Raw genomic sequence first — 25,306 nt, forward strand, 5'->3', positions numbered from 1 at the left:
CCGTCATCGGGAACCGGGGCGCGTCGTTCGGGCCGTGGGCGTTCGGCCCCTCAGTTCATCGCCTGCAACAGGGCTTCGGCTTCCTGTTGGTGGGCGCGCAGCAGGGCGACATTGGCCGGGTTGGGGGTGGGGGCGTGCGCGCCCGCCGGCGGCGGCTGGCGGATCATGGATTCGGTGATGCCGAACGCGCTGATGCCCAGCACGAAGTCGCGGGCCGTGAAGCCATGGGCCGACAGGACCTGCGACAGGCCGGGCACGGCGGCCGTCTGGTCGATGGTCTGCGCCAGCGACAGGTTCTGGGCGTTCGGCGGGTTGATGCCGGCGGCCTGGAGTGCGTGGATGGTCGCGGTCATGCGCGGCAGGAAATCGGCCGGCAGCGGATACTGCACCGCCGTCTGCACGTCGCGCTGGAAAGCCGCGATCTCGGCGGGCGAGGGCTGGCGCGCCTGCTGGGCGGGCTGCTGCCCGGCCTGCTGGGGCTGCTGCGCCATCGCCGCGGCAGGCAGGGCGGCGGCCAGGGCGGCCGCCAGGATCGTCAGTCGTGTTGTCATACCGTGTTGACCCATTCGCCAAGTTTCATCAGGGGTTCGCGGGCGCCATCCTGGGTGATGGCGGTCACGTCGATTTCGGCCGAGCCGATCATCCAGTCGATATGGATGAAGCTGGTGTTCGCGCCTCGGGCCTCAAGCTGTTCCGGCGTCTGGCCTTCGGTCTCCACCATGCATTTCGTGTAGGCCTGCCCCAGCGCGATATGGCTGGAGGCGTTCTCGTCGAACAGCGTGTTGCGGAACAGCACGCCGCTCTGCGAGATCGGGGAGGAATGGGGCACCAGCGCGACCTCGCCCAGGCGCCGGGCGCCCTCGTCGGTGGCCAGGATGCGTTCCAGCACCGTCTGGCCCTGCGTCGCATGGGCCTCGGTGATGCGTCCGCCCTCGAAGCGCACCGCGATGCCGTCGATCAGCGTCCCCTGGTGGAACAGCGGCTTGGTGGCGCGCACCACGCCTTCGACCCGCCGCGCATGCGGCGTGGTGAAGACTTCCTCGGTCGGGATGTTGGGGTTGCACACGATGCCGTTGCGCGCGGGCTCGGACCCGCCGGCCCAGGCATGGCCGTCGGCCAGGCCCACCGTCAGGTCGGTGCCGGGGCCGGTGAAGTGCAGCGCCGCGAAGCGCCGGTCGTTCAGCCAGTCGGCGCGCCGGTGCAGGGTCTCGTTATGGGCGGTCCAGGCCGCCACCGGGTCGTCGACCGTCACGCGCGAGGCCTGGAAGATCGCATCCCACAGCAGCGCCAGCGCCTCGTCCGGCGCGTGGTCGGGGAAGACCTGCTGCGCCCAGGCGGGGGTGGCGCAGGCAACGATGTTCCAGTTCACGGCAAAGCTGGTGATCAGTTCCATCGCCGGGCGGCCGGCCAGCGACGCGGCCTTGCTGGCACGGGCCACGCGGTCGGGGTTTTCCTGGCTCAGCAGCACGGGGTTGCCGCCGGTGATGGCCATGCGCGCCGCACCCTGGCGGTAGGCGTTGGCCATGCCGTCATGCAGCCAGTTCGGCGCGATGTCGAACGCGTCGTCCGGCGCGTAATGAAAGCGCGCCAGCGTCACCGCGTCGTCGGCATAGAACGGCGTGACCAGCGACGCGCCGGCCCGGTAGGCGTGCTCGGCGATCTTGCGTACCAGGGGCACGGCCTCCAGCGGCGCGGTGATCAGCACCTGCTGCCCCGGCGCGACGTTCAGCCCGATCCGGACCGCGACTTCGCCCAGCCGGTCCAGGAGCCTGTCATGGGATGACCCGTCAGGCGATGATGAGGATGTCATGGAAACCGGATATCCTGCTCACATTGATGCGCTCACCCTAGCCTGATCGCTCCGGACCGGATAGGCAACCGCCCCGGAAGGGTGGGAGCAGGACCAAATGGACGAGGATTGCGGCCGAAGCATGGATGGCTGGGTGCTTCTGTGCGAAACCGATGCGGCGCGCGCCGGGCCGCACCGCGTGGTGGTGGATGGCGAAGGGCTGGTGGCCTGGCTGGCGGCGGACGGAAGCCCGCGCGTGTTCGCCGACCGCTGCCCGCATCGCGATGCCCGGCTCTCGGCAGGGTATGTCGAGGACGGGCATCTGGTCTGCCCGTTCCATCTCTGGGCCTTCGACGAATCGGGGCACTATGTGGGGCCGGACGGCGTGCCCGACCCGCAATGCGCGGTACCGTGCTTTCCGGCGCGCACGCAGGACGGCGCGATCTGGGTCAGGATCGCTCCCGCTCCAGCCACGTCCGGATGACCGTCAGCACATAGGCCCGCCCGGTGGGGTCCAGCGCCTGCCCCCTGGCGAATCCGTGCCATTTCTCCAGGCAGCCGCGACAGCAGGTGGCGGTGGCATGCTGGGCGACGAAGACGGGGTGGCCGCGCCAGGGCGTCTGGCGGCCGTCGCGCGCCGGCCGGGCCGGGGCCAGGCGGCGGGCGACGAAATCCGCCGCATGTTCCATGATCGTCGGCAGGCCCTTGTCTTCCAGATAGGCGCGGTCCTTCGCGTCCAGGTGGAAGCGCGCGCGGAAGGCCGATCTGGCCAGTCCCTGCCACAGCGCGTCGGGGATCGGCGGGGGCGGGGTATCGTCGGCCCCGCTCCCCCCGGGCCCGGTCATCAGGCCGGCCGCACCAGCAGGTGATGCTTGCGGCCGGACGACAGCTTGATCGCGCCGTCCGTCAGGTCCGCCGGTGTGACCATCAGGGATTCGTCCTGCACCACCACGTCGTTGATCCGTGCGCCGCCGCCGCGAATCAGGCGCCGTGCCTCGCCATTGCTGGCGGCCAGGCCGCTTTCGACGAACAGGCGGAAGGCCGGCAGCCCGGCGGCCAGCAGGTCGGCCGGAATCGTCGCCGTGGGCAGGGCGGCGGGGGATTCGCCGCCCTCGAAGGTGCGGCGCGCGGTCTCGGCGGCTTTCTCGGCGGCGGCGCGGCCGTGGCACAGGGCCGTGACCTCGGTGGCCAGAACCTTCTTGGCCTCGTTGATCCCGGCCCCCTCCAGCGCGGCCAGGCGGTCGCATTCGGCCAGCGGCAGGTCGGTGAACAGGCGCAGGAAGCGGCCGACATCGGCATCTTCCACGTTGCGCCAGAACTGCCAGTATTCGAACACCGGCAGCCGCGCCGCCGACAGCCACACCGCGCCGCGCGCCGACTTGCCCATCTTGGCGCCCGAGGCGGTCGTCAGCAGCGGCGTCGTCAGGCCGAACACCTGCTTCTGGTCGGTGCGGCGGACCAGGTCGATGCCCGAGACGATATTCCCCCACTGGTCGGACCCGCCCATCTGCAGGGTCACGCCCAGCGAACGGTTCAGTTCGCGGAAATCGTAGGATTGCAGGATGGAATAGTTGAATTCCAGGAAGGTCAGCCCCTGCTCGCGCTCCAGGCGCGACCGCACCGAATCGAAGGCCAGCATGCGGTTGACCGAAAAATGCACCCCGACATCGCGCAGCAGCTCGATATAGGACAGCCGGTCCAGCCAGTCGGCATTGTTCGCCAGCCGCGCGCCGGTTTCGCCCTCGAACGTCAGGAACTGGCGCAGGCAGCCCTCGATCCCGCGCAGGTTGGCGGCAATCGTCTCGCCGGTCATCAGCTGGCGGGCTTCCTCGCGGAAGGAGGGGTCGCCGATCCGCGCGGTGCCGCCGCCCATCAGCGCCACCGGCCGGTGGCCGTGCTTCTGCAGCAGGCGCAGCATCATGATCTGGATCAGGCTGCCGACATGCAGGCTGTCGGCGGTGGGGTCGAAGCCGATATAGCCGGCTACCGGGCCGGCCATGAGGGCGGCGTCCAGCGCATCGATGTCGGTGCACTGGAAGATGAAGCCGCGGGCCTCGGCTTCCTGGAGGAATTCGCTTTTCGGCATGATCGGGTCACTCTGGTCTCGTGGCGGCCCGGCCGGGAGGTGCCGGACAGGGGCCGGCGATCCTCTAGCATGCCCGATGAACCCGCGTAACCTGCCTGGGCACGACGTGCGGGCCCGAAGGTGCCGCCGGAATGCCGGGCCGCCGGGGCATTGCCCGGCGGCGGCGGCAATGCGGGGTCAGTCGGCGGCCAGCGCCAGCGCGCCGCGCGCCATGATGGTGCTCACATGGTCTTCCAGGGCTTCGGCCACCTGGTCGGCATGGTTGGCGAAGACATGGTCGGCGCCGGCGAAGATGCGGTAATCGACCGATACGCCCTTCTGGGTGTTCAGCTTGTCGACCAGCTTGCGGATGGCGGGTTCGGGAACCAGCTCGTCGGAATCGCCGGCAATCATCAGCCCGCCGCATGGACAGGGGGCCAGGAAGCCGAAATCGTAGTGATTGGCCGGCGGCGCGACGCTGATCCAGCCGGTGATTTCCGGCCGGCGCATCAGCAACTGCATGCCGACGAAGGCACCGAACGAATAGCCGGCGATCCACAGCCCGCCGGCATTCGGGTTCACCATCTGCATCCAGTCCAGCGCCGCGGCGGCGTCCGAGATTTCCCCGATGCCGCCGTCATAGCGACCCTGCGAACGGCCGACCCCACGAGAATTATATCGCATGACCGAGAAACCCATCTTCTCGAACGAGCGATACATCGCATAGGTGATGCGATTGTTCATGGTGCCGCCATGAAGCGGGTGCGGATGAAGGACCAGAGCGAGCGGAGCATTGGGCTCGCTTGAATGGTGATAACGTCCTTCCAGGCGGCCGTCGGGGCCGGCGAACATGACCTCAGGCATTCGTATCCCGCAATATGCTTCCCGCGCCCCCTGGCATGGCGTCGGGATCGTTACTGTGGCGGCCGGTGGACGACGATGCCCCGTCGCCTGCCGGCGGATATGAAAGGGCGGAAAATTCTACCGCCCCCGACAGATCGGGCACCTGGCCCTTGCGATTCACGCTTGATTCCTGGTCACACCGACAGCGCATCCCCGATGGGACGGGAGCGAGCCGACATTGCATCATGGTTAAAGTGACGCAATGCGAAGGCGGCGCGAAGTGCCGGTTTGTCAGGCGTGGATTGCGTTTCCGGCAGTCATGGAGCCCGTGGGGCGGCAGCTTCGGGCAGGCCGGTTGACTTCCTGCGGGGTGTGGCCATAGTCCAGTATCCCTCCATTGCATCAAGGCGGCAGCCACCGTCCATGGACATCCGTTCGGGCGATGTGGTGTTCGCCCGGCACTGACAATACTCATCGCGCTTCCGGCGGTTCATGAACCGACCGCCTTGCTGTGGGGATGTATATAGCGATCCGGAATCGCCAATTGCCACATAATTCGTGTTTACACTGGCCGGCGCGGCACGCACCGTCCGGCCGCGGGAACGGGCAGGCGTCGGAAGCAGGGGATACAACGGGCATGGACCGCGACTGGATCTATTTCGATGCCAACGCCTCCGAACCCGCGCGGCCGGCGGCGCTGGAGGCCATGGCCCGCGCGGCGTCCGTGACCGGCAACCCGTCGTCGGTGCACCGTGCGGGGCGGCAGGCGCGCGCCGTGCTCGAGTCGGCGCGGGAGCAGCTGGCGGCCCTGTTCGGCGCCCGGGCCGATAATTGCGTCATGACCTCCGGCGGGACCGAGGCCAACCTGCTGGCGGTGGCCGGGCTGGGCGCCGGCCGGCGGATGCTGGCCTCGGCGGTCGAGCACGACGCGGTGCGCGCGGCGGGAGTCGCGGAGACCGTACCGGTGGACGGCGACGGCGTGGTGCGGCTGGACGTGCTGGAGCACATGCTGGCCGAGGCCGGCGCCCCCCCGGCGCTGGTCTGCCTGATGCTGGCGAACAACGAGGTCGGCACGATCCAGCCGGTGGCCGAGGCCGCGCGGATCTGCCGCGTCCATGGGGCGCTGCTGCATGTCGACGCCGTGCAGGCGGCGGGGCGGATCGCGGTCGACCTGCGCGCGCTGGGGGCGGACAGCCTGGCGCTGTCGGGGCACAAATTCGGCGGGGTGAAGGGGGCGGGTGCGCTGCTGCTGGCCGGCGAGGCCACGCGCACCCTGCCGCCGGTGATGGCGGGCGGCGGGCAGGAACAGGGGCGGCGCGGCGGCACGCCCGCCCTGCCGGCGGTCGCCGCGATGGCCGAGGCGGCGGCGCAGGCCGTGGGGGCGCTGGCGGCCGAAAGCGCGGCAGCGGCGATGGCGGGCTGGCGCGACGCCATCGACGCGGCGGCGGTCGCGGCGGGGGCCGTGGTCTGCGGCGGCGGGGCCCCGCGCCTGCCCAACACGACCTGCCTGGCGCTGCCCGGGCGCGCCGCGCAGACGCAGCTGATCGCGCTGGATCTTGCGGGGTTCGGGGTGTCGGCCGGGTCGGCCTGTTCGTCGGGCAAGGTGGCGCGGTCGCATGTGCTGGAGGCAATGGGGCTGGGGCCGCTGGCGGGCGAGGCGATCCGCGTTTCGCTGCCCTGGACGGCGCGGGAGGAGGATGTGATGCGGTTCATCGACGCCTATCGCACGATGGCGGCCCGGCTGCCCGCGCGCCGCGCAACGCTGGAGGAGGCCGGGACATGACACGGGACCCGTCGGGCGCGGAGACGCGCCCGCTCTATCTGGACTACCAGGCCACGACGCCCTGCGACCCGGAGGTGGTGGCGGCGATGATGCCGTGGTTCGCCGAGGCGTTCGGCAACCCGCACAGCGTCGACCACGCGATGGGCCGGCAGGCCCGCGACGCGGTGGAGGATGCGCGGGCCGAGGTCGCATCGCTGCTGGGGGCGGACGAGCGGGAAATCGTGTTCACCTCCGGCGCTACCGAGGCCAACAATATCGCCATCAAGGGCGCGGTGCGCCATCTGGCGGCGCGGGGCGACGGGCGGCGGCGCGTCGTCACCGTGGCGACCGAGCATAAATGCGTGCTGGAATCGGTGCGCGACCTGGCGGCGGAGGGGTTCGAGCCGGTGATCCTGCCGGTGGGGGCGGATGGGCGGCTGGACCCGGCGGTGCTGCGCGCGGCGCTGGCGGTGCCGACCCTGCTGGTCAGTATCATGGCGGCGAACAACGAGACCGGCGTGCTGCACGACCTGGCCGCCCTGGCGCCGGAGGTGCGCGCGGCGGGCGCGCTGCTGCACAGCGACGTGGCGCAGGCGGCGGGCAAGGTGGCGCTGGATGTGCGGGCGATGGACCTCGATCTCGCCTCGGTCTCGGCGCACAAGCTGTATGGGCCCAAGGGCGTGGGGGCGCTGTATGTCCGCCGGCGGCCGCGCGTGCGGCTGGCCCCGCTGTTCTCGGGCGGTGGGCAGGAGCGGGGGCTGCGCTCGGGCACGCTGGCGACGCCGCTGCTGGTCGGGTTCGGCGTCGCCTGCCGCATCGCGCGCGGGGTGCGGGTGGAGGAAGCGCGGCGGATGGCCGGGCTGCGCGACGGTTTTCTGGCCCGCATGATGGCGGCCATGCCGGGCCTGGCCGTCAACGGGTCCATGGCGCACCGGCTGCCGGCCAACCTGAACCTGCGCTTCCCCGACGTGCGGGCGCTGGATGTGATCGCGCGGGCGCCGGACCTATGTGTTTCGACCGGATCGGCCTGCTCGTCGGCCGAACTGGTGCCGTCCTATGTGCTGAGCGCGATGGGGCTGGACGCCGACGAGGCCGCGCGGAGCTTGCGTCTGGCGGTGGGACGCTATACCTCAGCCGCCGATATGGATCGTGCGGCGGCGATCCTGTGCCGGGCGGTGGCGGATGCGCGCGCGGCGGGGGACGCCGCCGCCCTCCACCCCACTGATGATGACACGGCCAGGATAGCAGAATGCCGCATATGATTTTCGTCGAGCATGACGGAACCCGCCGCGAGGTCGACGCACCGCTCGGCCTGTCGGTTCTGGAAATCGCCCACAAGCACGGGGTGGACCTGGAAGGCGCGTGCGAGGGTTCGCTGGCCTGCGCCACCTGCCACGTCGTGGTCGACCCCGAATGGGCGCCGAAGCTGGCCGAGCCGACCGAGGACGAGGAAGACATGCTGGACCTGGCCTTCGGCCTGGAAAAGACGTCGCGCCTCGGCTGCCAGATCGTGATGACCGAAGCCCTGGACGGGCTGGTCGTGCGGCTGCCCCGCACGGCCTGAACCAACGGAAGGAACCCGCCCCATGCGGATCATGGTCGCCATGTCCGGCGGCGTGGACAGCAGCGTGGTCGCCGCGCGCCTGGTGGCCGAGGGCCACGAGGTGGTCGGCGCGACGTTGCAGCTCTATGATTCGCGGGCCAGCGCGCGCAAGGGCGCGTGCTGTGCGGGGCGCGACATCCACGATGCGCGCCGCGTGGCCGACCGGCTGGGCATTCCGCATTACGTGATCGACGCCGAAAGCCGGTTCCGCGAGAGCGTGATCGAGACCTTCGCCGATGCCTATGCCGGGGGCGAAACCCCGGTGCCCTGCGTGGCCTGCAACCAGGGCGTGAAATTTACCGACCTGCTGGGCATGGCGCGCGACCTGGGCGCCGATGCGATGGCGACCGGCCATTACGTCCGCCGCATCGAGGGGGCGGAGGGGCCGGAACTGCATCGGCCCGTCGATGCCGCGCGCGACCAGTCGTGGTTCCTGTTCGCGACCACGCGCGCGCAACTGGATTTCCTGCGTTTTCCGCTGGGCGACATGCCGGACAAGGACGCGGTGCGGGCCGAGGCCGAGCGGTTCGGGCTGGAGGTGGCGTCCAAGCCCGACAGTCAGGATCTGTGCTTCGTCTCCGACGGGTCCTATGCCCAGGTGGTCGAGAAGCTGCGCCCCGAGATGGCGGGCGGCGGCGAGATCGTGGATGCGGCCGGGCAGGTGGTCGGCCGGCACGAGGGCGTGACTCGCTTTACGGTCGGGCAGAGCCGCCGGCTGGGCAATGCCGCGATGCGCGACGGCGAACGGCAGATGGTGGTGGGGATCGAGCCCGCTTCCCGCCGCGTGGTCATCGGCCCGCGCGCGGGCGGCGCGGTGCGTGAATTGTCCTTGCGCGACATGAACTGGCTGATCGCCCCGCCCGAGGGGGAGTTGCGCTGCATGGTGCAGATCCGCGCGCGGGAAGAGGTGCGGGCGGCAACGGTGCGGCGGACGGAAGACGGTGCCAGCGTGGTGCTGGACGAGCCGGCGATGCCGGCGCCGGGGCAGGCCTGTGTGCTGTATGACGGCAGCCGGGTGCTGGGGGGCGGGTTTATCCGCCGGCACACGTAAGGATCTTCTTTTTCTGAAGAAAAAGAAGCAAAAAGACTTTGATTCGTTAAGGATCCTCGCGTGCCCTCGGCACAAGGATCCTGAACAGATAAGAAGTTTTTTGGTTCTTTTTTTCAAAAAAGAACAAAGACTCTCGCGAAGGGACCCACCATGGCGGACGGCAAACTCTATATCGGCACCAGGCGGTATTCCTCCTGGTCGCTCCGTGGCTGGCTGGTCGTGCATCTGGCGGGGCTGGATGTCGAGGAGGTGGTCATTCCGCTGGCCGGCGGTGGCGGCACGACGGCGATCAAGGCGGTCTCGCCCAACGGGATGGTGCCCTATCTGGAACATCGCGGCGCGCGGGTGTGGGAAAGCCTGGCCATCGGCGAATATTGCGCCGAGATCACACCCGCCCTGTGGCCGGCGGATCGGCTGGCGCGGGCGCATGCGCGCAGCATCGCCGCCGAGATGCATGCCGGCTTCCGCCCACTGCGCATGGCCATGCCGATGAATCTGGGCCGCCACGGGCGGCCGTCGGCGGATGGGCTGGCGGACGACGTAAAAGCCGATATCGCGCGGATCGACGCGCTGCTGTCCGAGACACGGGCGGCATACGGGCAGGGCGGCCCGCATCTGTTCGGTGCCGAGTTGACGGTGGCCGATGCGATGTTCGCGCCGGTGATCGCCCGGTTCCTGTCCTATGACGTCAAGCTGTCGACGGCGGCGGCCGATTATGCCGCCCTGCTGCGGGCGCACCCGCTGATGGTGCGCTGGTACGACGATGCGGGCCGCGAGCCGGAGGCATGGCGGCTGGAGCGGTTCGAAACCCTCGCCTGAACGGGTGGTGGCGCGCATGGCGCCGGTCCTGACCGTGCTGCCGCCGCGCGAGCGCTTTGCGCCGGGGCAGGCGGGGGCGATCGGCCTGCTGGTGCATCGGCTGGCGGGGCCCGGCGATATCGTGGTGGGCCCGCCGGTCGCGGCCCCCTTTGCCGATGTGGCGTTCCGGGCGGCTTCTTCGCCGCGCTGGGCGCTGTGGCCCCGCAGCGCGGCCGGGTGCTATGCGGCGGCCGTGGCGAGGGTGGTGCGCCAGGTGCGGCCGGCGCTGGTCGAAATCCATAACCGGCCCGATATCGCCCTGGCGCTGGCGCGGCGCTTCCCCGGCCTGCCGATCAGCGTGACGCTGCATAACGATCCGCGCGCGATGCGGGGCGCGGCCTCGCCGGCCCGGCGGGCCGCGCTGGCACGGCGCATGCAGGTCGTCGCGGTGTCGGACTGGGTGCGGCAATGCTTTGCCGAGGGGCTGCCCGATGCCGCGGTGGCGGTAATGCCCAACTGCATCGACATCGCATCCTTGCCCGCACCCGTGCCGATGGCGGCGCGCGACCGGACGATCCTGTTCGCCGGCCGGGTGGTGGCGGACAAGGGGGCCGATGCGTTCGTCGCCGCCTGCGGGGCGCTGCTGCCGCACCTGCCGGGCTGGCGGGCGTGCATGATCGGGGCCGACCGGTTCGGCGACGATTCGCCCGAAACGCCGTTCCTGCGCACGCTGCGGCCCGCCGCACGGGTGGCGGGGGTGGAGATGGCGGGGTACCGGCCGCATGATCGGGTCTTGGCCGAAATGGCGCGGGCCGCGATCGTGGTGGTGCCCAGCCGCTGGGCGGAGCCGTTCGGCCTGACGGCGCTGGAGGCCATGGGCTGCGGGGCCGCCTTGGTGGCCTCGCCCGTGGGCGGGCTGCGGGACCTGGTGGGCGATGCGGCCATCCTGGCGCCGCCCGACCCGGTCGCCGGGCTGGCGGCGGCCATCGGCGCGCTGGCGGCCTCGCCGGGGCGGCGGGCGGCGCTGTCGGCGCTGGGGCGGGCACGGGCGGCGTCGTTCGATTGCGTGGCGGCCCGGGCCCGGCTGGCCGATCTGCGCCGGGCCGCGATCGCTGCCCGCTGACAGGGCAGGGGTTTCCGTCACGCGGGGGATGGGATGGAGGCGCGGGGGCGCCTATATGCTGGGACAACGATCGACGATGGACAGGAGACGACATGTCTGAGACCCAAGCGGCGACCGGCGACGGGCTGGTGCCGGTCACGGTGCTGACCGGCTTTCTCGGTGCCGGCAAGACGACGCTGCTCAACCACATCCTGACGGCCGAACACGGGCGGAAATACGCCGTGGTGATCAACGAGTTCGGTGAGCTGGGCGTGGACAACGACCTCGTGGTGGATGCCGACGAGGAAGTGTTCGAGATGAACAACGGCTGCATCTGCTGCACCGTGCGGGGCGACCTGATCCGCATCCTGGGCAGCCTGATGAAGCGGCGCACGAAGTTCGACGGTATCATCGTCGAGACCACGGGCCTGGCCGACCCGGCACCGGTCGCGCAGACCTTCTTTGTCGACGAGGACGTGCGCGGCAAGACGCGGCTGGACGCGGTGGTGACGGTGGTCGATGCGCTGAACATGGTGCAGACGCTGGAGGAAAGCCCCGAGGCGGTGAACCAGATCGCCTTCGCCGACGTCATCATCCTCAACAAGACCGACCTGGCGGACGAGGCGACGCTGGCCGCCATCGAGGCACGGATCCGCACCATCAACCCGGTGGCGCGCCTGCATCGCGCCCAGCGCGGCAACGTGGCGCTGGCCGAGGTGCTGGACCAGGGCGGGTTCGACCTGGCGCGAGCGCTGGAACACGCGCCGCATTTCCTGGAAGACACCAGCCATTCGCACGAGGAGAACGTGACCTCGGTCTCCTACGTGGTGGAAGAGCCGCTGGATGCCGCGAAATTCCAGGCCTGGATCGGCGCGGTGCTGCAGGAGCAGGGGCCGGACATCCTGCGGGCCAAGGGCATCATGAACTATGAGGGCGAGGACCGGCGCTTTGCCTTCCAGGCCGTGCACATGATGGCCGATGGCGGCTTCATCGGGCCGTGGAAGGACGGCGAGAAGCGCGAATCCCGGCTGGTGATGATCGGCCGCAACCTCAACCGCCCGCGCCTGCGTCGCGGTTTCGAAAGCTGCCGCGCACGATGACGGGGATGAGGACCGAGGGCGGGGCTCCGGCCGGGCTGCTCGAACGGCGGGGTGCCACGCGCACGCTCGACGGGCATGTGATCGGCTGCGTGGCGTCGCGCGACAGCAGCCAGTTCGCCTTCGCGACCGCCGAGGGAGACGTGGTGCTGGCGGCGCGCGCGGATTTCGGCAATGCCGCCGCCTGGCAGGTGCAGGCGGTGCATGACGGCGCGATCCTGTGCCTGGCGCCCGATGCGGCGCCGACCGGCTTTTTGACCGGCGGCGACGATTCCACCCTGCGCCGCATCGGCGCGGACGGGGCGGTGACCGACCTGGTGCGCGGCCGGCGCTGGGTGGAGCATGTGACGACGTGGATCGATGCCAAGGGCACCCCGAAATCGGGCATCATCGCCTTTGCCTCGGGCAAGCAGGTGGAACTGCGCGATGCCGCCGGCACGACGACGCTGAAGGTGCTGGAGCATCCGTCGACCGTCAGCGGCGTGACGTTCGACGCCAAGGGCAAGCGGGTGGCGGCGTCGCATTATAACGGCGCGTCGATGTGGTTCGTGCAGGCCAAGGTCGACACGCCCCGGCGGCTGGACTGGAAGGGCAGCCATACCGGCATCATCGTCCACCCCGGCGGCGACGCGCTGGTGACCAGCATGCAGGAAAACGAGCTGCATGGCTGGCGGCTGGCCGACGGGCACAATATGCGCATGAGCGGCTATCCGGCCAAGGTGCAGTCCATGGCGTTCTCGCGCACCGGCAAGTGGCTGGTGACGGGCGGGGCCGACAGCGTCGTGATGTGGCCGTTCTTCGGCGGCGGCCCGATGGGCAAGGCGCCGGTCGAACTGGCGGGCATGCCCGGCGTGATCTGCCGGCGCGTCGCGTGCCATCCGGTGCACGAGATCGTGGCGGCGGGCTTTGCCGACGGCACCATCCTGCTGGAGGACGCGGCGGCGCAGAAGGTCCTGCCGGTGCGCGATGCCGGTGGCGGCGCGATCTCGGCACTGGCCTTCAGCCCCGACGGCACCGGCCTGGCATTCGGGACCGAGGACGGGGCGATCGGGATCGTCGACCTGGCGGCGCGCTAGGCGCGGTCGGAGGCGGCGGGGGCCGGCAGGGCACCGCCGCCCGAGCCCGCGGCCGGCGTCTCGGCCGGCGGCGGCGGCGCGTGCTCGACCACCGAGAGGAATTTCTCGGCCAGCGCGCTGTAGAGCGAGCGCGGGCAGATCATGCGCGAGACACCGTAGGCGAGGAACGACGTGGCCAGCAGTGCCAGCGTGACCTGCTGGTTGTCCGACATTTCCATCACGATGACGCTGGCGGTCAGCGGCGCCTGCACCACGGCCGAGAAATAGGCCACCGTGCCCAGCAGCACCACCGCGCCCGGCGTGGTATGCGGCAGGAACTGCGCCACCCAGCCGCCGATCCCCGCCCCGATGGCCAGCGAGGGCGCGAACAGCCCGCCGGGAATGCCCGAGCAGTAGGACACGATGGTGGCGATGTATTTCAGGATGAAGAACGAGGCCGGATAGCTGGTCTGCCCGGCAATGATCTCGCGCGCCTGGATATAGCCCGTGCCGTAGGTGATCCCGCCCGAGGCCAGCCCCAATATGGCCAGCACCAGCCCGCAGCACGCGGCGAAGGCGATGGGCCGGCGCGCCACGAACTGGCCCAGCGCGCCGGGCAGGCCCTGCGAGGTGCGGATCAGGATGGCCGAGAATACGCCGCCGCTGATGCCGCCCAGGATGCCGCAGGTCAGCACCGCGATCCAGCTGATGCCGATCGGCACCACGACGTCGGTATGGCCGAAATAGGTATAGTTGCCGACCAGCGCGATGGCGGTGACGCCCGACAGGATCACGCCCGTCAGCATCGTGCCGCTGGTGCGCTGTTCGAACGAATGGCTCAGTTCCTCGATGGCGAACACGATGCCGCCCAGCGGCGTGTTGAAGGCCGCCGACACGCCCGAGGCGCCGCCGGCCAGGATCAGCCCGCGCCGGACGCTGACCGTGGACAGGTTCAGCCACCGCCCGAACCCGTGCATGATCGCGGCGCCCACCTGCACCGTCGGCCCTTCGCGCCCGATCGAGGCACCGGCCAGCAGGCCCAGCGTGGTCAGCAGGATCTTGCCGAAGGCGATGCGCAGCGACAGCAGCCGGTCGACGATGGTGAAATTTTCCAGATGCAGCGCGGCGATGGTCTGCGGAATGCCCGAGCCCTGGGCGCCGCGGAACCATGTGCGCGTCAGCCAGGTCGACAGCGCCAGCCCGGCCGGCGTCAGGGCCAGCATCACCCACGGGTCCCACGCTACCAGCCGGTCGCACAGGGCAGAGGCCCTGTCGGCGGAAGTTGCGAAGCCGACGGCGACCAGCCCCACCACCACCGATGCCGTCCAGTACACGATCTTGCGGCGCCACTGCGCCGTCGTGACCCGGGCGGAACGGCGCAGATGTCGCATATGGCGGATGCGCAGCTCGGTCAGGTCGGTCTTCATCGGCGGGGTGTCCGGGACAATGGCGGCCCGGGCCGGGGTGGCCCGGGGGGCGAATGCAGTCTGTACCCGCCCTTTACTCCGTACGGGCCGGATATTTCCACAGGAACCGCTCACATCTCCCCGACCGGAGGCGGAGGCTGTGTTGTCCCTGACACAACGGAACTTCCGCGGCGGCTTCGAATGCGGCGCCGTCGCGGCCGCCCGTTATGCCGGGATCGCGATCCCGCAATGCTTGGCCTTGCGGTCGGGTTCGACATGGATGTGGATCAGCGCGTCGCCGATGCGCGCGCGCAGCGCGGCCTCGATCCGGTCGCAGATCTCGTGCGCGGCATCGACGCTCATGCTGCCGGGGACGACCAGGTGAAACTCCACGAAGGCCATGGCGCCGACGATGCGCGCGCGCAGGTCGTGCGCCTCGATGGCGCCCCGGCCGCTGGCGGCGATGACCTGGCGGATCGCCTCCAGCGTGTCGGGGTCGGGGGCCTCGTCCATCAGGGCGGCGATCGACTCGCGCATCATGCCCCAGCCCACCCGCAGCACGTTCAGCGCGATCAGCCCGGCCAGCAGCGCGTCGATCCACGGCCAGCCGGTCAGCGGGATCAGGATGAAGCCGCCGACCAGGCCGATGGTGGTCCATACGTCGGACATCACATGCTGGCCGGCGGCGACCAGCGTCGGCGACCGCTTCGCCCGGCCCGCGCGCAGCAGCACCAGCGCCCAGGCCAGGTTCAGCACGCCGGCCGAGCCGTTGAGCAGGATGCCGGACAGCGGCGCGTCGGGCATGCTGGGATGCTGCCAGTCGATCCAGGCTTCGCGGCCGATGACCAGCGCGGTCATCAGCACCAGCACGCCCTCGGCCACGGCGGAAAGATATTCGGCCTTGTAATGGCCGTACGTATGGTTCTCGTCCGGCGGCAGGCTGGCGATATGCAGCGCCCACAGGCCGGTCAGGGCGGCGACGACGTTGATGATCGTCTCGATCGCATCGGAATAGAGCGCGATCGAGCCGGTGACGCGCCAGGCGGCATATTTCAGGCCCAGCGCCGCAATGCTGACGCCGAGGCTGGTCCAGGCCAGCGCGGTCTTGCTGATATCGGGCATCGTGACGGGCATGGGCTCAGGGTACGCTCGCGTCGGCCAGCACGCAGCGGGTGGCATAGGACAGGGTTTCGACCTGGAAGGTCGGGTGGCCGATGCGAAAGCGGGTGCGCAGCGCGTCGGTCGCATCGCCCAGCAGCGTGTCGTCGGCCGGGACTGCGCAGACCAGATGGACGGTCAGCGCGGTCTCGGTGGTGCTGATCGGCCAGATGTGCAGATCGTGCAGGTCCTGCACGCCCGGCAGGGTGCGCAGATAGGCCTCGACGCCCGCACGGTCGATCGTGCGCGGCACGCGGTCCAGCGCCATGTCCAGCGAATCGCGCAGCAGCGACCAGGTGCCGGCGACAATGGCGCAGGACAGGACCAGGCCCACGATCGGGTCCAGCCGGGCCCAGCCGGTGTACAGAATGACCGCGCCCGCAATCACGACGCCCGCCGACATCACCGTGTCGGCCAGCATGTGCAGGAAGGCGCCGCGAATGTTCAGGTCGCCGCCGCCGCGCGCGAACAGCAGCGTCGTCGCGCCGTTGACGACGATACCCCCGGCGGCCACGGCCATGACCGTGCCGCCCGGCACCGCGGTCGGTTCGATCAGGCGCAGGATCGATTCCCAGACGATCCCGCCCGTGACCAGCAGCAGCGCCACCGCATTGCCCAGCGCCGCGAGGATCGAGGATCGCCGTAGCCCGTAGGTGAATTCGGCGCTCGGCGCGCGCTTCGACAGCGTATGCGCCAGCCACGCCGCCGCCAGCGCCAGCACGTCGGACAGATTGTGCCCGGCATCGGCCAGCAGGGCCAGCGCGTGGGAGGTGACGCCCCAGGCGGCCTCGGCAATCACATAGACCAGGTTGAGCCCGATGCCCCACGCGAAGGCGGCGCCGAACGACGCGGGGGCATGGACATGCCCGTGGCCGTGATGCCCATGATGGTCATGGTCATGGTCATGGTCATGGTCATGGTCATGGTCATGGTCATGGTCATGGTCATGGTCATGGTTGCAGGCATGCGCCCCGTTCCGTCCTGCGTGCCCGTGCGCGGATTGTGGGTCGTGCAAGTCGGCCATGGATGGGGGATTCTCCTCGAACGGCGGCTCTCTGTATCAGAAGCATCGCGCCGGGGGCCAGTCTCGCGTTCTTTCGTCATGGCGGGCGGTCGTGATAAGGCACGGCGCATGGCCGCCGTCGCCTCGGCCGGCCCCTGAACAGTCCCCATACTCCCGCGAACGGATGCCTCGTCCCGCATGATCCGATTGACCGAAATCAGGCTCCCCCTCGACCACCAGCCCGACGCGCTGGTGGCGGACATCGTGCGCCGGCTGGGCATCGCGGGCGACGACCTGCTGGCGCATACGGTCTTCCGGCGCGGCTATGACGCGCGGCGGCGGGGGGCGATCACGCTGGTCTATACGGTCGATTGCGCGGTGCGGGACGAGGCCGCGGTGCTGGCGCGGCTGGCCGGCACGCCGCATGTCGGTGTCGCGCCCGATACGGACTATCGTTTCGTGATGCGCGACGGCGCGGCTTTCGCCGACCGGCCGGGCTATCGCCGCCCGGTGGTGATCGGGGCAGGGCCCTGCGGCCTGCTGGCGGGGCTGCTGCTGGCGCAGATGGGGCTGCGGCCGCTGATCCTGGAACGGGGCAAGGTCGTGCGCGAGCGCACGGTCGACACGTTCGCGCTGTGGCGCAAATCGGTGCTGACGCCCGAAAGCAACGTGCAGTTCGGCGAAGGCGGGGCCGGCACCTTTTCGGACGGCAAGCTGTACAGCCAGGTCAGCGACCCGCGCCATTACGGGCGCAAGGTGCTGCATGAATTCGTCAAGGCAGGCGCGCCGGACGAGATCCTGTACCTCTCCAAACCGCATATCGGCACCTTCCGCCTGGTGTCGATGGTCGAGCATATCCGCGCCGAGATCGAGGCGCTGGGGGGCACCTACCGCTTCGATACCAGGGTCGAGGAGCTTCTGCTGGCGACCGGCCCCGACGGCACGCGGCGGGTCGCGGGCCTGCGCCTGGCCGATGGCGAGGAGATCGCGGCCGATCATGTCGTGCTGGCGGTCGGGCACAGCGCGCGCGACACGTTCGCAATGCTGCACGCGCACGGCGTGGCGATGGAGGCCAAGCCCTTTTCCATCGGCGTGCGGATCGAGCATCCGCAATCGGTGATCGATGCGGCGCGTTTCGGCACGCAGGCGGGCGACCCGCTACTGGGGGCGGCCGATTACCGGCTGGTGCATCATGCCTCCAACGGGCGGGCGGTCTATTCCTTCTGCATGTGTCCCGGCGGCACCGTGGTGGCGGCGACGTCCGAGGAAGGGCGGGTGGTGACCAACGGCATGAGCCAGTATTCGCGGGCCGAGCGGAATGCCAATGCCGGCATCGTGGTCGGCGTAACGCCCGAGGCCGATTATCCCGGCGGCCCGCTGGCGGGCATCGCCTTCCAGCGCCATTGGGAGCGCCAGGCCTACCTGGCTGGCGGCGGCGACTATCGCGCGCCCGCGCAGCGTGTGGGCGATTTCCTGGCCGGCCGCCCCTCCACCCATCTGGGCACGGTCGAGCCCAGCTACCGGCCCGGCGTCACGCCGACCGACCTTGCGGCCTGCCTGCCCGATTTCGTGGTGCTGGCAATGCGCGAGGCACTGGCGGCATTCGGCCGGCAGCTCAACGGGTTCGACATGGCGGACGCGGTACTGACGGGAGTGGAAACCCGCACCTCCTCCCCATTGCGGATTCCGCGCGGCCCGGACGGGCAGTGCACCAATGTCGCCGGCCTGTATCCGGCGGGCGAGGGCGCGGGCTATGCCGGCGGCATCCTGTCGGCCGCCATCGACGGCATCCGCGTGGCGGAAGCCGTGGCCCTGACCATGGCCGGCCGCCCGGTAGACGGGCTGATCCGCCAGACCATGACCCGCAGCGCGCAGGCGCAATAGACGCGGTAGGCGCCAGCGTTCTTCGCGTTTGCGGAACGCATTTATTCCCGAAACCGGCGTTGCAGCTGGAAGAGATGCACAGCCGGCCAGAAACCCAGCAGGGCGGCCGCCAGCAGCGACATGCGTAGCGCATCGGCGCCGAAATGCGGCGTCAACAGGTCGCTGATCCATCCGAAGAGCGGGGGGCCGAGCCCGATGCCGACGGCATTGGCGAGCAGCGCGTACAACCCCGTCGCGGCCGCGCGGCGATGCGCCGGCACCACGCTGGGGACCGCCCCGTAGATCGGGCCGGTGCACAGGGCCGAAAGGACCGACGACAGCACCAGCATCGCCAGCGAGAGATCGAGCGAATGCGTCAGTACCTGGACGATCTGAAAGGGCTGGGCGATGAGATAGGCCCAGAAGGTGAAACGCATCGCGCCGCGAAAACCGAAGCGGGACGCGGCGAAATCGGCAATCGGCCCGCCGATGAAGGTTCCCACGACGCCCGCCAGACCGATGCCGATGCCGAACCACGCACCGGCCTGCCCCGACGACAGGCCGAAGGAGCGCATGTAGAAGGAAACACCCCACAAGGTGATGCCGTAGCTCACGACCTGACTGGTGACGCCGTACAGCACCAAGTCGCGCAACGGCCGGTTGGCAAGCAGCGCGCGCCACGATTCCGCATCCCGCGGCGCAGGCGGCAAGCGCGGTTCGCGGACGAACAGCAGCATCAGGATCGTGACCGGAATCCCCGCCAGCCCGATAGCGGTGAACGTCATGCGCCAGCCGACATGCTCGACGAGGTACCCGCCCCCCGCCAGCCCGATGATATAGCCCAGATAGGACACACCGTAGGAAATCGCGAACGACGTGCTGCGCTTCTCGGGCGTCGAATAGCCCGCATTCAGGGCGGCGGAGGAGGGGGAGAATGCAGCCTGTCCCAGCCCGACGCAGACCCGGGCGGCCGCCATGCTGGCGATCCCATGCGTGCGTCCCATCAGCGCGGTCGCGACACTCCACAGCGCGATGCCGAACGACGCCATGCGCGCGGCAAAGCCGCGGTCGGAAATCAGGGCGAACGGCATGATCATCACACCGTAGAGCAGCGCAAAGGCAGTCCCCCCCAGCAGCCCCACCGTCGCGTCCGAAAGATGCAGGTCGTGCTTGATCGCGTCGTTTGCGGTCGAGAACACGAACCGGTCGATGAAATCGAGCATCCCCGCCAGGCCGAGCAGCAGGATGACGGTGGGCGACCAGCCGCGTTTGCCGGGACTGTCGAACTTCCCTTCGGGCGGCATTCCGCTCATGCCCGGGAGCCTTCCGCCCCTGCGCCCCGAGCCTGCCGGGCCCGATGCCGCAACGGCCGGCGCTTGTAGACTGTCATGAATCGCTTCCATTCCTGTGCCAGAACGTAATCCGTAGCACATCCAGGCGAACCCGCGACCCGTCTGCCCCTTCGAGCAGCATCGCGAGGTCACGCGCCTGCGGGGCGAGGGGCACGAGGTCTGGGGATCGGCTCATTGCCCCGATAGCCCTGAGGCTATCGAGAGGCTCGGTGCCCATCCCGTGAAGGGCGATGCGCTCGATCGGGGCAGTGTTTTCGCACTTGTTGAGCGAATTCGTCCGGAAGTGGTGATCGACCAGTTCACCTCCCTCCCTGCCAGCCCTTTCGATTTGCCAAAGCGCCTTCCTGCCGACCGTAAACTGCGTCTGGCAGGGGGGCGGCGATATATCCAGCAATTATCCATATCACCGTTATCTCAGGACCGTAACGCAAGCTGCGTCATGAGGCAGAGCCATTCCGTAGGCCTCGTTGTAGCGTGCCGCAAAAGCTTCCCGTTCCAGTCTCTCGCAATAGTCAAGATACCGGATCAGAGCCCGCTCGGCGCGCGTCGTGCGTCCATAGAGCCGTTTGTAATGCTGCCAGAGCATCATCACATTGACCGACCAGGCATCATAGGCATGCGCTGTCACCCGTTTTCGGATCGCTGTCGGAAGCGCGTCGAAGGCCGCCCAGTCATCGCCAGCATATCGCCGCCACATCTCGTGCCGTAATGTCCGCTCGTTATCCGCTGTTACCCTACGCATCCGCCATTTCTCCGTTCCCCCAGACCGGAAATGGGTCGGGCAGATGAGCGAACAGCAGCGGATCGAACTGCTTTACGTCGAATTCCGGTACAAGGCAGGCATTCAGGGCCGTGCCAAGGGCGGCATCATTCATCTCTGCCGTGCCGATAAACACAATCTCCTGCCGACGGTCGCCATAAACCGGGTCCCATCTGCACAGGATCAGATCCCGCAATTCATCACTGTCTGGCCACTGGTTTTTGGGTATCGTCACCCACCAGCGTCCCATTGCCTGCGTACGGACCAGTGCACCGGCCTGCCCCAGTTCGCCCACCCATTCCGGACGGGTCGCCAGCCAGAAATGGCCTTTCGCCCGGATCACGCCCGGCCACGCAGCATCGATAAAGGCTTTGAACCGTTCCGGCACCAGCGGGCGGCGTGCACGCCAGACAAAGGTGTGGATGCCATATTCCTCGGTCTCGGGAATATGGTTCTGAAATTCGAACAGTTCTTTGTACCATAGCGGATGCTTATGGGCCCGGTCATAATCGAACCGGTGTGTATCCAGGATGCGCGCGCAGGGCACGACGCCCTGATCCGTTTCGATAATATCCGCATCGGCGTTGAGGGCCTGAATAACCTGCCGGGCGGCCTCGCGCTGCGCCGCTGTCGCGGTGGAGACCTTGTTCAGGACCACGACATCCGCGAATTCGATCTGCTCGACCAGCAGGTCGACCAGTGCCCTGTCATCCTCTTCTCCTGCTGTCTCGCCCCGGTCGCGCAGAAAGTCTGTTGAGGCATAATCTTTCAGCAAGTTGACGGCATCCACCACCGTTACCATCGTATCCAGCCGTGCGATGTCGGACAGGCTTTCGCCCATCTCGTCACGAAACTCGAAAGTCGCCGCAACCGGAAGAGGCTCTGCAATCCCCGTCGATTCAATCAGGAGATAATCGAAGCGCCCTTCTTCGGCGAGTCGACGTACTTCCTGCAGCAGATCGTCACGTAACGTGCAGCAGATGCAGCCATTGCTCATCTCCACAAGGGCTTCGTCCGTCCGGGAGAGATTGCTGCCGTCGCGCACCAGATCCGCATCGATGTTCACGTCGCTCATGTCATTGACGATCACCGCAACTTTCCGGCCCTCGCGGTTATTGAGCACGTGGTTGAGCAATGTCGTCTTTCCAGCTCCCAGAAAGCCGGAGAGGACCGTTACCGGGAGTCTTTCGTGCATGACGGATACCGTTCACTCGGTTGCGATCCGCCCAATCTACATGTTATGTTATACTATAACAATCCCCAGTGATTCTCGAAATGAGACAGGCCTGCCGGTCCGGCCCGCTTTTTGTGGTTCCGGCGCCATTCCGGAACATAGACAGCGGCGACTGGTTTATTGGCCAGAAAAACGTCACATTGGGCAGGATATCACGTGGGTTACGGCATTATAGCCGCCATATCAGTCGACGATAGAAGCACAGAACGCCGCCGCAGAACCGCCTTTACCCTCTCTCACCCCTCCACGCAGATCCTGTCGCGCCCGGTATTCTTGGCGCGGTAGAGGGCCGTATCCGCGCGTTGCAGCAGCAGGGCGGCGCTGGGTTCGCCGGGGCGGGAGCTGACCAGGCCGGCGCTGAAGGTGACGCGCAGGGCCAGCGCGCCGCCCCAATCCGTCTTGGCGTGGAAGGCGGTGCGCAGGCGCTGGCAGGCGGCTTCGCCGTTCTCCAGCGTGGTCATCGGCATCAGGATCGCGAATTCCTCGCCGCCGATGCGCGCGACGAGGTCGGGCGCGCGCACGCAGTCCCGCAGCACGTCCGCAATCCCTTGCAGGACCTCGTCGCCCGCCGCGTGGGAATACTGGTCGTTGATCTGCTTGAAACGGTCGGCGTCGATCAGGGCCAGGCAGAAATCGGGTTGGCCGGCCATGACCCCCTCCAGGGCCAGGGCAAGCTCTTCATTGAACGCGCGGCGGTTCGGCAGGCCGGTCAGCGGGTCTTCCCTGGCCTGCCGCGTCGCCAGGTCGGCCTGCTGGCGCAGGCGTTCCAGCAGCCGGGTCTTTTCATGGTCGGCGGCTTGCAGCCGCTCGGCCGTCTGCGTCAGTTCGCCCGTCCGTTCCGCGATGATCCGCGACAGGAACCGCGCCTGCCGCCGGTAGGAATAGGCGATGCCCAGATAAACCGCCGCCAGCAGCACGCCGAACGCCACCGCGGCGCCCGCCCAGACCTGCCGGCGCTGCCACCACATCGGGTCGACGACGATCGGCACTTCCATGTCGCGCGGGGACCACGTGCCGCCGGGATGCGCGGCGGAGACGCGCAGCGTGTACCGGCCCGGCGGCAGGCCTACCAGCCGCAGGCTGCGCGTATTGCCCTGCACGCTCCATGACGGGTCCAGGCCCTCCAGCCGGCTCCGGTAGATGATCCGGTCCGGCAGCAGGTAGCTCAACGCCGCATAACGCACCGTCAGCCCATGCCCGGCCGGGATATGGACGGGCGCGCCATCCGCCGGCAGCGGCAGCGGATTGCCGTCGAGGTCGAGCGAGCCGAGCGCCACGGAAGGCGGGGGCGGGCGGGTGACAAACATATGGACCTGCCCCGGATCGGCATGCGCGACGCCGATAGCGGTGGCGATCCAGATCGTGCCATCACGGCGCAGGATCGCCGACGGGGCCGAACTGCCGCTCGCCTGGCTGCTGAGCAGCCCGTCGGCCTCGTCGAAATGCAGCAGTGGCAGATGCGGCGACCGGCCGTCGGCCACGGCCTCGATGTCCGACAGGGCCAGGCGCATGACGCCGCGATTGCTGGTCAGCCAGACATGGTCGTGCCGGTCCGGCAGCATGGCGAAGATCGAATCGACGGGCAGGCCCTGTTCGCGCGCCACCTGGGCAATGGCACCGTCCCGGTCGCGATACAGGCCCCGGTCGCTGACGAACCACATGTCGCGGCCCACCGGCGTGAAGCCGAAGATCGTGTGCGCCCCCTGGGGCGTCGGGAAACGGATTGCCTCGATGGACGCCCCATGCAGATGGCGCACGCCGTCGAGGGTACCGATCCACAGATCGTCCGCCTGTGCCCTCAGCGCCGTGATCAGCCCATGCGGTGCGTCGGGCCCTTCCAGCGGCCGTGGCGGCCTATCGCCGACGCGAAAGACGCCGTGCTGCGTGCCGATCCAGACCGCGCCGTTGCCGCCGACGCCGATCGCCCGGATATTGCCGGCGGGCAATCCTTCCGCGGTGCCGAAATGGCGGACCGATCCGTCCGGCGCGCGCGCGTACAGGCCATCCGAATAGGTGCCGATCCACAGGGTTCCGTTCCCGTCCTGGGCAAGGCTGAGGATTTCCGGCGTGTGGTCGGGGTCGGTGGACAGGGGCACGGCGGCCATCGTGCCGTCCGGATTTTCCCGCGACAGGCCGGCATCGGTGCCCACCCACAGCCGCCCGTCGCGATCTTCCAGCACCGAGCGGGTGAAATCGTCGGGCAGGCCATCCTGCCGGCTCAAGGTGCTGAACAGCGCCTCGCGCAGCCGGTACAGGCCCCCGTTCGAACCGACCCACAGACTGCCCTCGCTATCCTCCATCAGGCTGAGGATGCGGCCGGATGCCGGCGCCATGGTGTCGGGCAGGCGCTCGATGCCGGCGGCGGAAAGCCGGAGCACCCCGTGGCCCTCGGTGCCCGCCCACAGCGCGCCGTGGCGGTCCTGGATCAGCGCCGTGATCCGCCCGATCTCGTGCAGATCGTATTGCAGGGTGGCACCCGCCGCGCCGATCCGGAAGATCCGGCTGCCCGCGACGATCCAGAACGTCCCGTCGGGCGCCCGATAGGGCCATGCCAGCCCGTGCGGCAGATGCCAGGCGGCCGGCGCGGTATGGACCTGCCCGCGCGCATCCTGGACCACGACCCCGTCATAGGTGCCCAGCCAGAGCGCGCCCGTGCTGTCGAACGCCATCCGGCGATAGAGGTTCAGCAGCGGCGATTTCGGGGGCGGCCGGACATACTGGAACGCGCCGTCCGCCGTCATGCTGCCCAGGCCGTTGCCCTCGTAGAGCATCCACAGCCGGCCGGTCGGGCCGATCTGCAGGGACTGGACGATGATGGAGGGCGCATGGGCGGGATGCGGCCACAGGCGCCAGCTTCCATCCGCCGCGTGCCGGCCGATATTGCCCCGGGAATCGCTGAACCACAGGGTGCCTGCCGCATCGGTGACGATGGTCCCGATCCCGTTATCGAGCAGGGGCACGCGACTGCCGCGATCGTAGACGGTGAACTCGATACCGTCATAGGAGGCCAGCCCCTCCCACGTGGCGAACCACAGGCGCCCGTCGGGGGTCTGGGCGATGTCGCGGATCGAATTCTGCGGCAGCCCGTCCCGCGTCGACCAGTGATCGAGCACATAATTGGCCAGCGGTGGCGGCGGCACCGCCGCCCGGGCGCGCGACGCCGGCCCGGCCAGGGCGCAGAACAGGGCGATCGACACCCGCCACAGCGTCGTTCTTCCGGCGGAGGTAGGACGGGCGATGCGCCGCCCGGAACCGGGCGGCCGTGTCGAAGGGAGAGTGCCGGACGCCATCGGCCTCAGCTCAGGGCGCCGTTCACGAAGGGCATGAGGAATCAGGCACTATGTCCGACGGGGTCCAGGGTCTGC

General features: G+C 69.0%; 22 protein-coding genes. 10 read left to right on the top strand and 12 right to left on the bottom strand.

The window, feature by feature from the left end; all coding sequences use genetic code 11:
- Positions 1–50 precede the first annotated feature (50 nt).
- Positions 51–551 carry a hypothetical protein gene (locus HLH27_RS14410; protein ID WP_182950736.1) on the bottom strand — a complete coding sequence of 167 codons (501 nt, stop codon included), beginning with the start codon at positions 549–551 and terminating at the stop codon, positions 51–53.
- Positions 548–1,810 (bottom strand): aminopeptidase, encoded by a 1,263-nt coding sequence (locus tag HLH27_RS14415; protein ID WP_182950737.1) that lies wholly within the window; start codon positions 1,808–1,810, stop codon positions 548–550. The genes HLH27_RS14410 and HLH27_RS14415 overlap by 4 nt, the downstream gene beginning before the upstream one ends.
- A gap of 97 nt (positions 1,811–1,907) precedes the next feature.
- Between HLH27_RS14415 and HLH27_RS14420 the strand changes: the two genes are divergently transcribed.
- A complete protein-coding gene (locus HLH27_RS14420; protein ID WP_246375916.1) occupies positions 1,908–2,273 on the top strand; it encodes a Rieske (2Fe-2S) protein in 366 nt (121 codons plus the stop codon).
- Here HLH27_RS14420 and HLH27_RS14425 read toward each other — a convergent pair.
- The 3 genes from HLH27_RS14425 to HLH27_RS14435 all read right to left on the bottom strand — a co-directional run bounded on the left by HLH27_RS14425 (position 2,239) and on the right by HLH27_RS14435 (position 4,718).
- Positions 2,239–2,634 carry a DUF4186 domain-containing protein gene (locus tag HLH27_RS14425; protein WP_182950738.1) on the bottom strand — a complete coding sequence of 132 codons (396 nt, stop codon included), beginning with the start codon at positions 2,632–2,634 and terminating at the stop codon, positions 2,239–2,241. The two genes, HLH27_RS14420 and HLH27_RS14425, sit on opposite strands and share 35 nt — an antisense overlap.
- The gene (gene tyrS, locus HLH27_RS14430) at positions 2,634–3,875 is read right to left on the bottom strand and encodes a tyrosine--tRNA ligase (RefSeq protein ID WP_182950739.1); all 1,242 of its coding nucleotides are present in this window, start codon (positions 3,873–3,875) and stop codon (positions 2,634–2,636) included. Before tyrS ends, HLH27_RS14425 begins: the two co-directional genes overlap by 1 nt.
- A gap of 177 nt (positions 3,876–4,052) precedes the next feature.
- Positions 4,053–4,718 (bottom strand): alpha/beta hydrolase, encoded by a 666-nt coding sequence (locus HLH27_RS14435; RefSeq protein ID WP_182950740.1) that lies wholly within the window; start codon positions 4,716–4,718, stop codon positions 4,053–4,055.
- Positions 4,719–5,334: 616 nt separating this feature from the next.
- Here HLH27_RS14435 and HLH27_RS14440 point away from each other — a divergent pair.
- The 8 genes from HLH27_RS14440 to HLH27_RS14475 all read left to right on the top strand — a co-directional run bounded on the left by HLH27_RS14440 (position 5,335) and on the right by HLH27_RS14475 (position 13,186).
- Positions 5,335–6,480, top strand: coding sequence for a cysteine desulfurase family protein (locus HLH27_RS14440; RefSeq protein ID WP_182950741.1), 1,146 nt, complete (start codon positions 5,335–5,337; stop codon positions 6,478–6,480).
- Complete coding sequence (locus HLH27_RS14445) at positions 6,477–7,721, top strand: cysteine desulfurase family protein (protein ID WP_182950742.1); 1,245 nt, start codon at positions 6,477–6,479, stop codon at positions 7,719–7,721. The genes HLH27_RS14440 and HLH27_RS14445 overlap by 4 nt, the downstream gene beginning before the upstream one ends.
- Positions 7,709–8,023 (top strand): ferredoxin family 2Fe-2S iron-sulfur cluster binding protein, encoded by a 315-nt coding sequence (locus HLH27_RS14450; protein ID WP_182950743.1) that lies wholly within the window; start codon positions 7,709–7,711, stop codon positions 8,021–8,023. Before HLH27_RS14445 ends, HLH27_RS14450 begins: the two co-directional genes overlap by 13 nt.
- A 22-nt stretch (positions 8,024–8,045) precedes the next feature.
- Positions 8,046–9,113, top strand: coding sequence for a tRNA 2-thiouridine(34) synthase MnmA (mnmA, locus tag HLH27_RS14455; RefSeq protein WP_182950744.1), 1,068 nt, complete (start codon positions 8,046–8,048; stop codon positions 9,111–9,113).
- Between the two features lie 150 nt (positions 9,114–9,263).
- Positions 9,264–9,932: a glutathione S-transferase family protein gene (locus HLH27_RS14460; RefSeq protein WP_182950745.1), complete on the top strand. Its 669-nt coding sequence runs from the start codon at positions 9,264–9,266 to the stop codon at positions 9,930–9,932.
- A gap of 16 nt (positions 9,933–9,948) precedes the next feature.
- Positions 9,949–11,034 (top strand): glycosyltransferase family 4 protein, encoded by a 1,086-nt coding sequence (locus HLH27_RS14465; RefSeq protein WP_182950746.1) that lies wholly within the window; start codon positions 9,949–9,951, stop codon positions 11,032–11,034.
- Positions 11,035–11,126: 92 nt separating this feature from the next.
- Positions 11,127–12,113, top strand: a complete 987-nt coding sequence (locus HLH27_RS14470) for a CobW family GTP-binding protein (protein ID WP_182950747.1) — start codon at positions 11,127–11,129, stop codon at positions 12,111–12,113.
- A gap of 5 nt (positions 12,114–12,118) precedes the next feature.
- On the top strand, positions 12,119–13,186 hold the full coding sequence (locus HLH27_RS14475; protein WP_182950769.1) for a WD40 repeat domain-containing protein: 1,068 nt from the start codon (positions 12,119–12,121) through the stop codon (positions 13,184–13,186).
- Here HLH27_RS14475 and HLH27_RS14480 read toward each other — a convergent pair.
- From HLH27_RS14480 to HLH27_RS14490, 3 genes are all read right to left on the bottom strand, one after another.
- Positions 13,183–14,592 carry a chloride channel protein gene (locus tag HLH27_RS14480; RefSeq protein WP_408870854.1) on the bottom strand — a complete coding sequence of 470 codons (1,410 nt, stop codon included), beginning with the start codon at positions 14,590–14,592 and terminating at the stop codon, positions 13,183–13,185. The two genes, HLH27_RS14475 and HLH27_RS14480, sit on opposite strands and share 4 nt — an antisense overlap.
- Positions 14,593–14,796: 204 nt before the next feature.
- On the bottom strand, positions 14,797–15,693 hold the full coding sequence (locus HLH27_RS14485; RefSeq protein WP_182950771.1) for a cation diffusion facilitator family transporter: 897 nt from the start codon (positions 15,691–15,693) through the stop codon (positions 14,797–14,799).
- Between the two features lie 16 nt (positions 15,694–15,709).
- The gene (locus HLH27_RS14490) at positions 15,710–16,753 is read right to left on the bottom strand and encodes a cation diffusion facilitator family transporter (protein ID WP_182950748.1); all 1,044 of its coding nucleotides are present in this window, start codon (positions 16,751–16,753) and stop codon (positions 15,710–15,712) included.
- A 177-nt stretch (positions 16,754–16,930) separates the two neighbouring features.
- On the opposite strand from HLH27_RS14490, the gene HLH27_RS14495 reads away from it, so the two are divergent.
- Entirely contained in the window at positions 16,931–18,616 is a 1,686-nt protein-coding gene (locus HLH27_RS14495; RefSeq protein ID WP_182950749.1) for an NAD(P)/FAD-dependent oxidoreductase, read from the top strand.
- A gap of 41 nt (positions 18,617–18,657) precedes the next feature.
- Here the strand turns inward: HLH27_RS14495 and HLH27_RS14500 are convergent, their stop codons facing one another.
- The 4 genes from HLH27_RS14500 to HLH27_RS14510 all read right to left on the bottom strand — a co-directional run bounded on the left by HLH27_RS14500 (position 18,658) and on the right by HLH27_RS14510 (position 25,231).
- Positions 18,658–19,908, bottom strand: coding sequence for an MFS transporter (locus HLH27_RS14500; RefSeq protein ID WP_182950750.1), 1,251 nt, complete (start codon positions 19,906–19,908; stop codon positions 18,658–18,660).
- A gap of 448 nt (positions 19,909–20,356) precedes the next feature.
- Positions 20,357–20,689: a DUF6525 family protein gene (locus HLH27_RS16935; protein ID WP_220790430.1), complete on the bottom strand. Its 333-nt coding sequence runs from the start codon at positions 20,687–20,689 to the stop codon at positions 20,357–20,359.
- Positions 20,682–21,902, bottom strand: a complete 1,221-nt coding sequence (locus HLH27_RS14505) for a GTP-binding protein (protein ID WP_182950751.1) — start codon at positions 21,900–21,902, stop codon at positions 20,682–20,684. The genes HLH27_RS16935 and HLH27_RS14505 overlap by 8 nt, the downstream gene beginning before the upstream one ends.
- Before the next feature lie 275 nt (positions 21,903–22,177).
- Entirely contained in the window at positions 22,178–25,231 is a 3,054-nt protein-coding gene (locus HLH27_RS14510) for a ligand-binding sensor domain-containing diguanylate cyclase (protein WP_220790431.1), read from the bottom strand.
- Between the last annotated feature and the right edge of the window lie 75 nt (positions 25,232–25,306).

Source organism: Gluconacetobacter takamatsuzukensis, assembly GCF_014174275.1.
Classification (GTDB): domain Bacteria; phylum Pseudomonadota; class Alphaproteobacteria; order Acetobacterales; family Acetobacteraceae; genus Gluconacetobacter; species Gluconacetobacter takamatsuzukensis.

Bases quoted from the DNA above. Each gene is read 5' to 3' on its own strand.
- HLH27_RS14410 (WP_182950736.1), bottom strand. From the start codon at position 551: ATGACAACACGACTGACGATCCTGGCGGCCGCCCTGGCCGCCGCCCTG.
- HLH27_RS14415 (WP_182950737.1), bottom strand. From the start codon at position 1,810: ATGACATCCTCATCATCGCCTGACGGGTCATCCCATGACAGGCTCCTG.
- HLH27_RS14420 (WP_246375916.1), top strand. From the start codon at position 1,908: ATGGACGAGGATTGCGGCCGAAGCATGGATGGCTGGGTGCTTCTGTGC.
- HLH27_RS14425 (WP_182950738.1), bottom strand. From the start codon at position 2,634: ATGACCGGGCCCGGGGGGAGCGGGGCCGACGATACCCCGCCCCCGCCG.
- tyrS (WP_182950739.1), bottom strand. From the start codon at position 3,875: ATGCCGAAAAGCGAATTCCTCCAGGAAGCCGAGGCCCGCGGCTTCATC.
- HLH27_RS14435 (WP_182950740.1), bottom strand. From the start codon at position 4,718: ATGCCTGAGGTCATGTTCGCCGGCCCCGACGGCCGCCTGGAAGGACGT.
- HLH27_RS14440 (WP_182950741.1), top strand. From the start codon at position 5,335: ATGGACCGCGACTGGATCTATTTCGATGCCAACGCCTCCGAACCCGCG.
- HLH27_RS14445 (WP_182950742.1), top strand. From the start codon at position 6,477: ATGACACGGGACCCGTCGGGCGCGGAGACGCGCCCGCTCTATCTGGAC.
- HLH27_RS14450 (WP_182950743.1), top strand. From the start codon at position 7,709: ATGCCGCATATGATTTTCGTCGAGCATGACGGAACCCGCCGCGAGGTC.
- mnmA (WP_182950744.1), top strand. From the start codon at position 8,046: ATGCGGATCATGGTCGCCATGTCCGGCGGCGTGGACAGCAGCGTGGTC.
- HLH27_RS14460 (WP_182950745.1), top strand. From the start codon at position 9,264: ATGGCGGACGGCAAACTCTATATCGGCACCAGGCGGTATTCCTCCTGG.
- HLH27_RS14465 (WP_182950746.1), top strand. From the start codon at position 9,949: ATGGCGCCGGTCCTGACCGTGCTGCCGCCGCGCGAGCGCTTTGCGCCG.
- HLH27_RS14470 (WP_182950747.1), top strand. From the start codon at position 11,127: ATGTCTGAGACCCAAGCGGCGACCGGCGACGGGCTGGTGCCGGTCACG.
- HLH27_RS14475 (WP_182950769.1), top strand. From the start codon at position 12,119: ATGAGGACCGAGGGCGGGGCTCCGGCCGGGCTGCTCGAACGGCGGGGT.
- HLH27_RS14480 (WP_408870854.1), bottom strand. From the start codon at position 14,592: ATGAAGACCGACCTGACCGAGCTGCGCATCCGCCATATGCGACATCTG.
- HLH27_RS14485 (WP_182950771.1), bottom strand. From the start codon at position 15,693: ATGCCCGATATCAGCAAGACCGCGCTGGCCTGGACCAGCCTCGGCGTC.
- HLH27_RS14490 (WP_182950748.1), bottom strand. From the start codon at position 16,753: ATGGCCGACTTGCACGACCCACAATCCGCGCACGGGCACGCAGGACGG.
- HLH27_RS14495 (WP_182950749.1), top strand. From the start codon at position 16,931: ATGATCCGATTGACCGAAATCAGGCTCCCCCTCGACCACCAGCCCGAC.
- HLH27_RS14500 (WP_182950750.1), bottom strand. From the start codon at position 19,908: ATGAGCGGAATGCCGCCCGAAGGGAAGTTCGACAGTCCCGGCAAACGC.
- HLH27_RS16935 (WP_220790430.1), bottom strand. From the start codon at position 20,689: ATGCGTAGGGTAACAGCGGATAACGAGCGGACATTACGGCACGAGATG.
- HLH27_RS14505 (WP_182950751.1), bottom strand. From the start codon at position 21,902: ATGCACGAAAGACTCCCGGTAACGGTCCTCTCCGGCTTTCTGGGAGCT.
- HLH27_RS14510 (WP_220790431.1), bottom strand. From the start codon at position 25,231: ATGGCGTCCGGCACTCTCCCTTCGACACGGCCGCCCGGTTCCGGGCGG.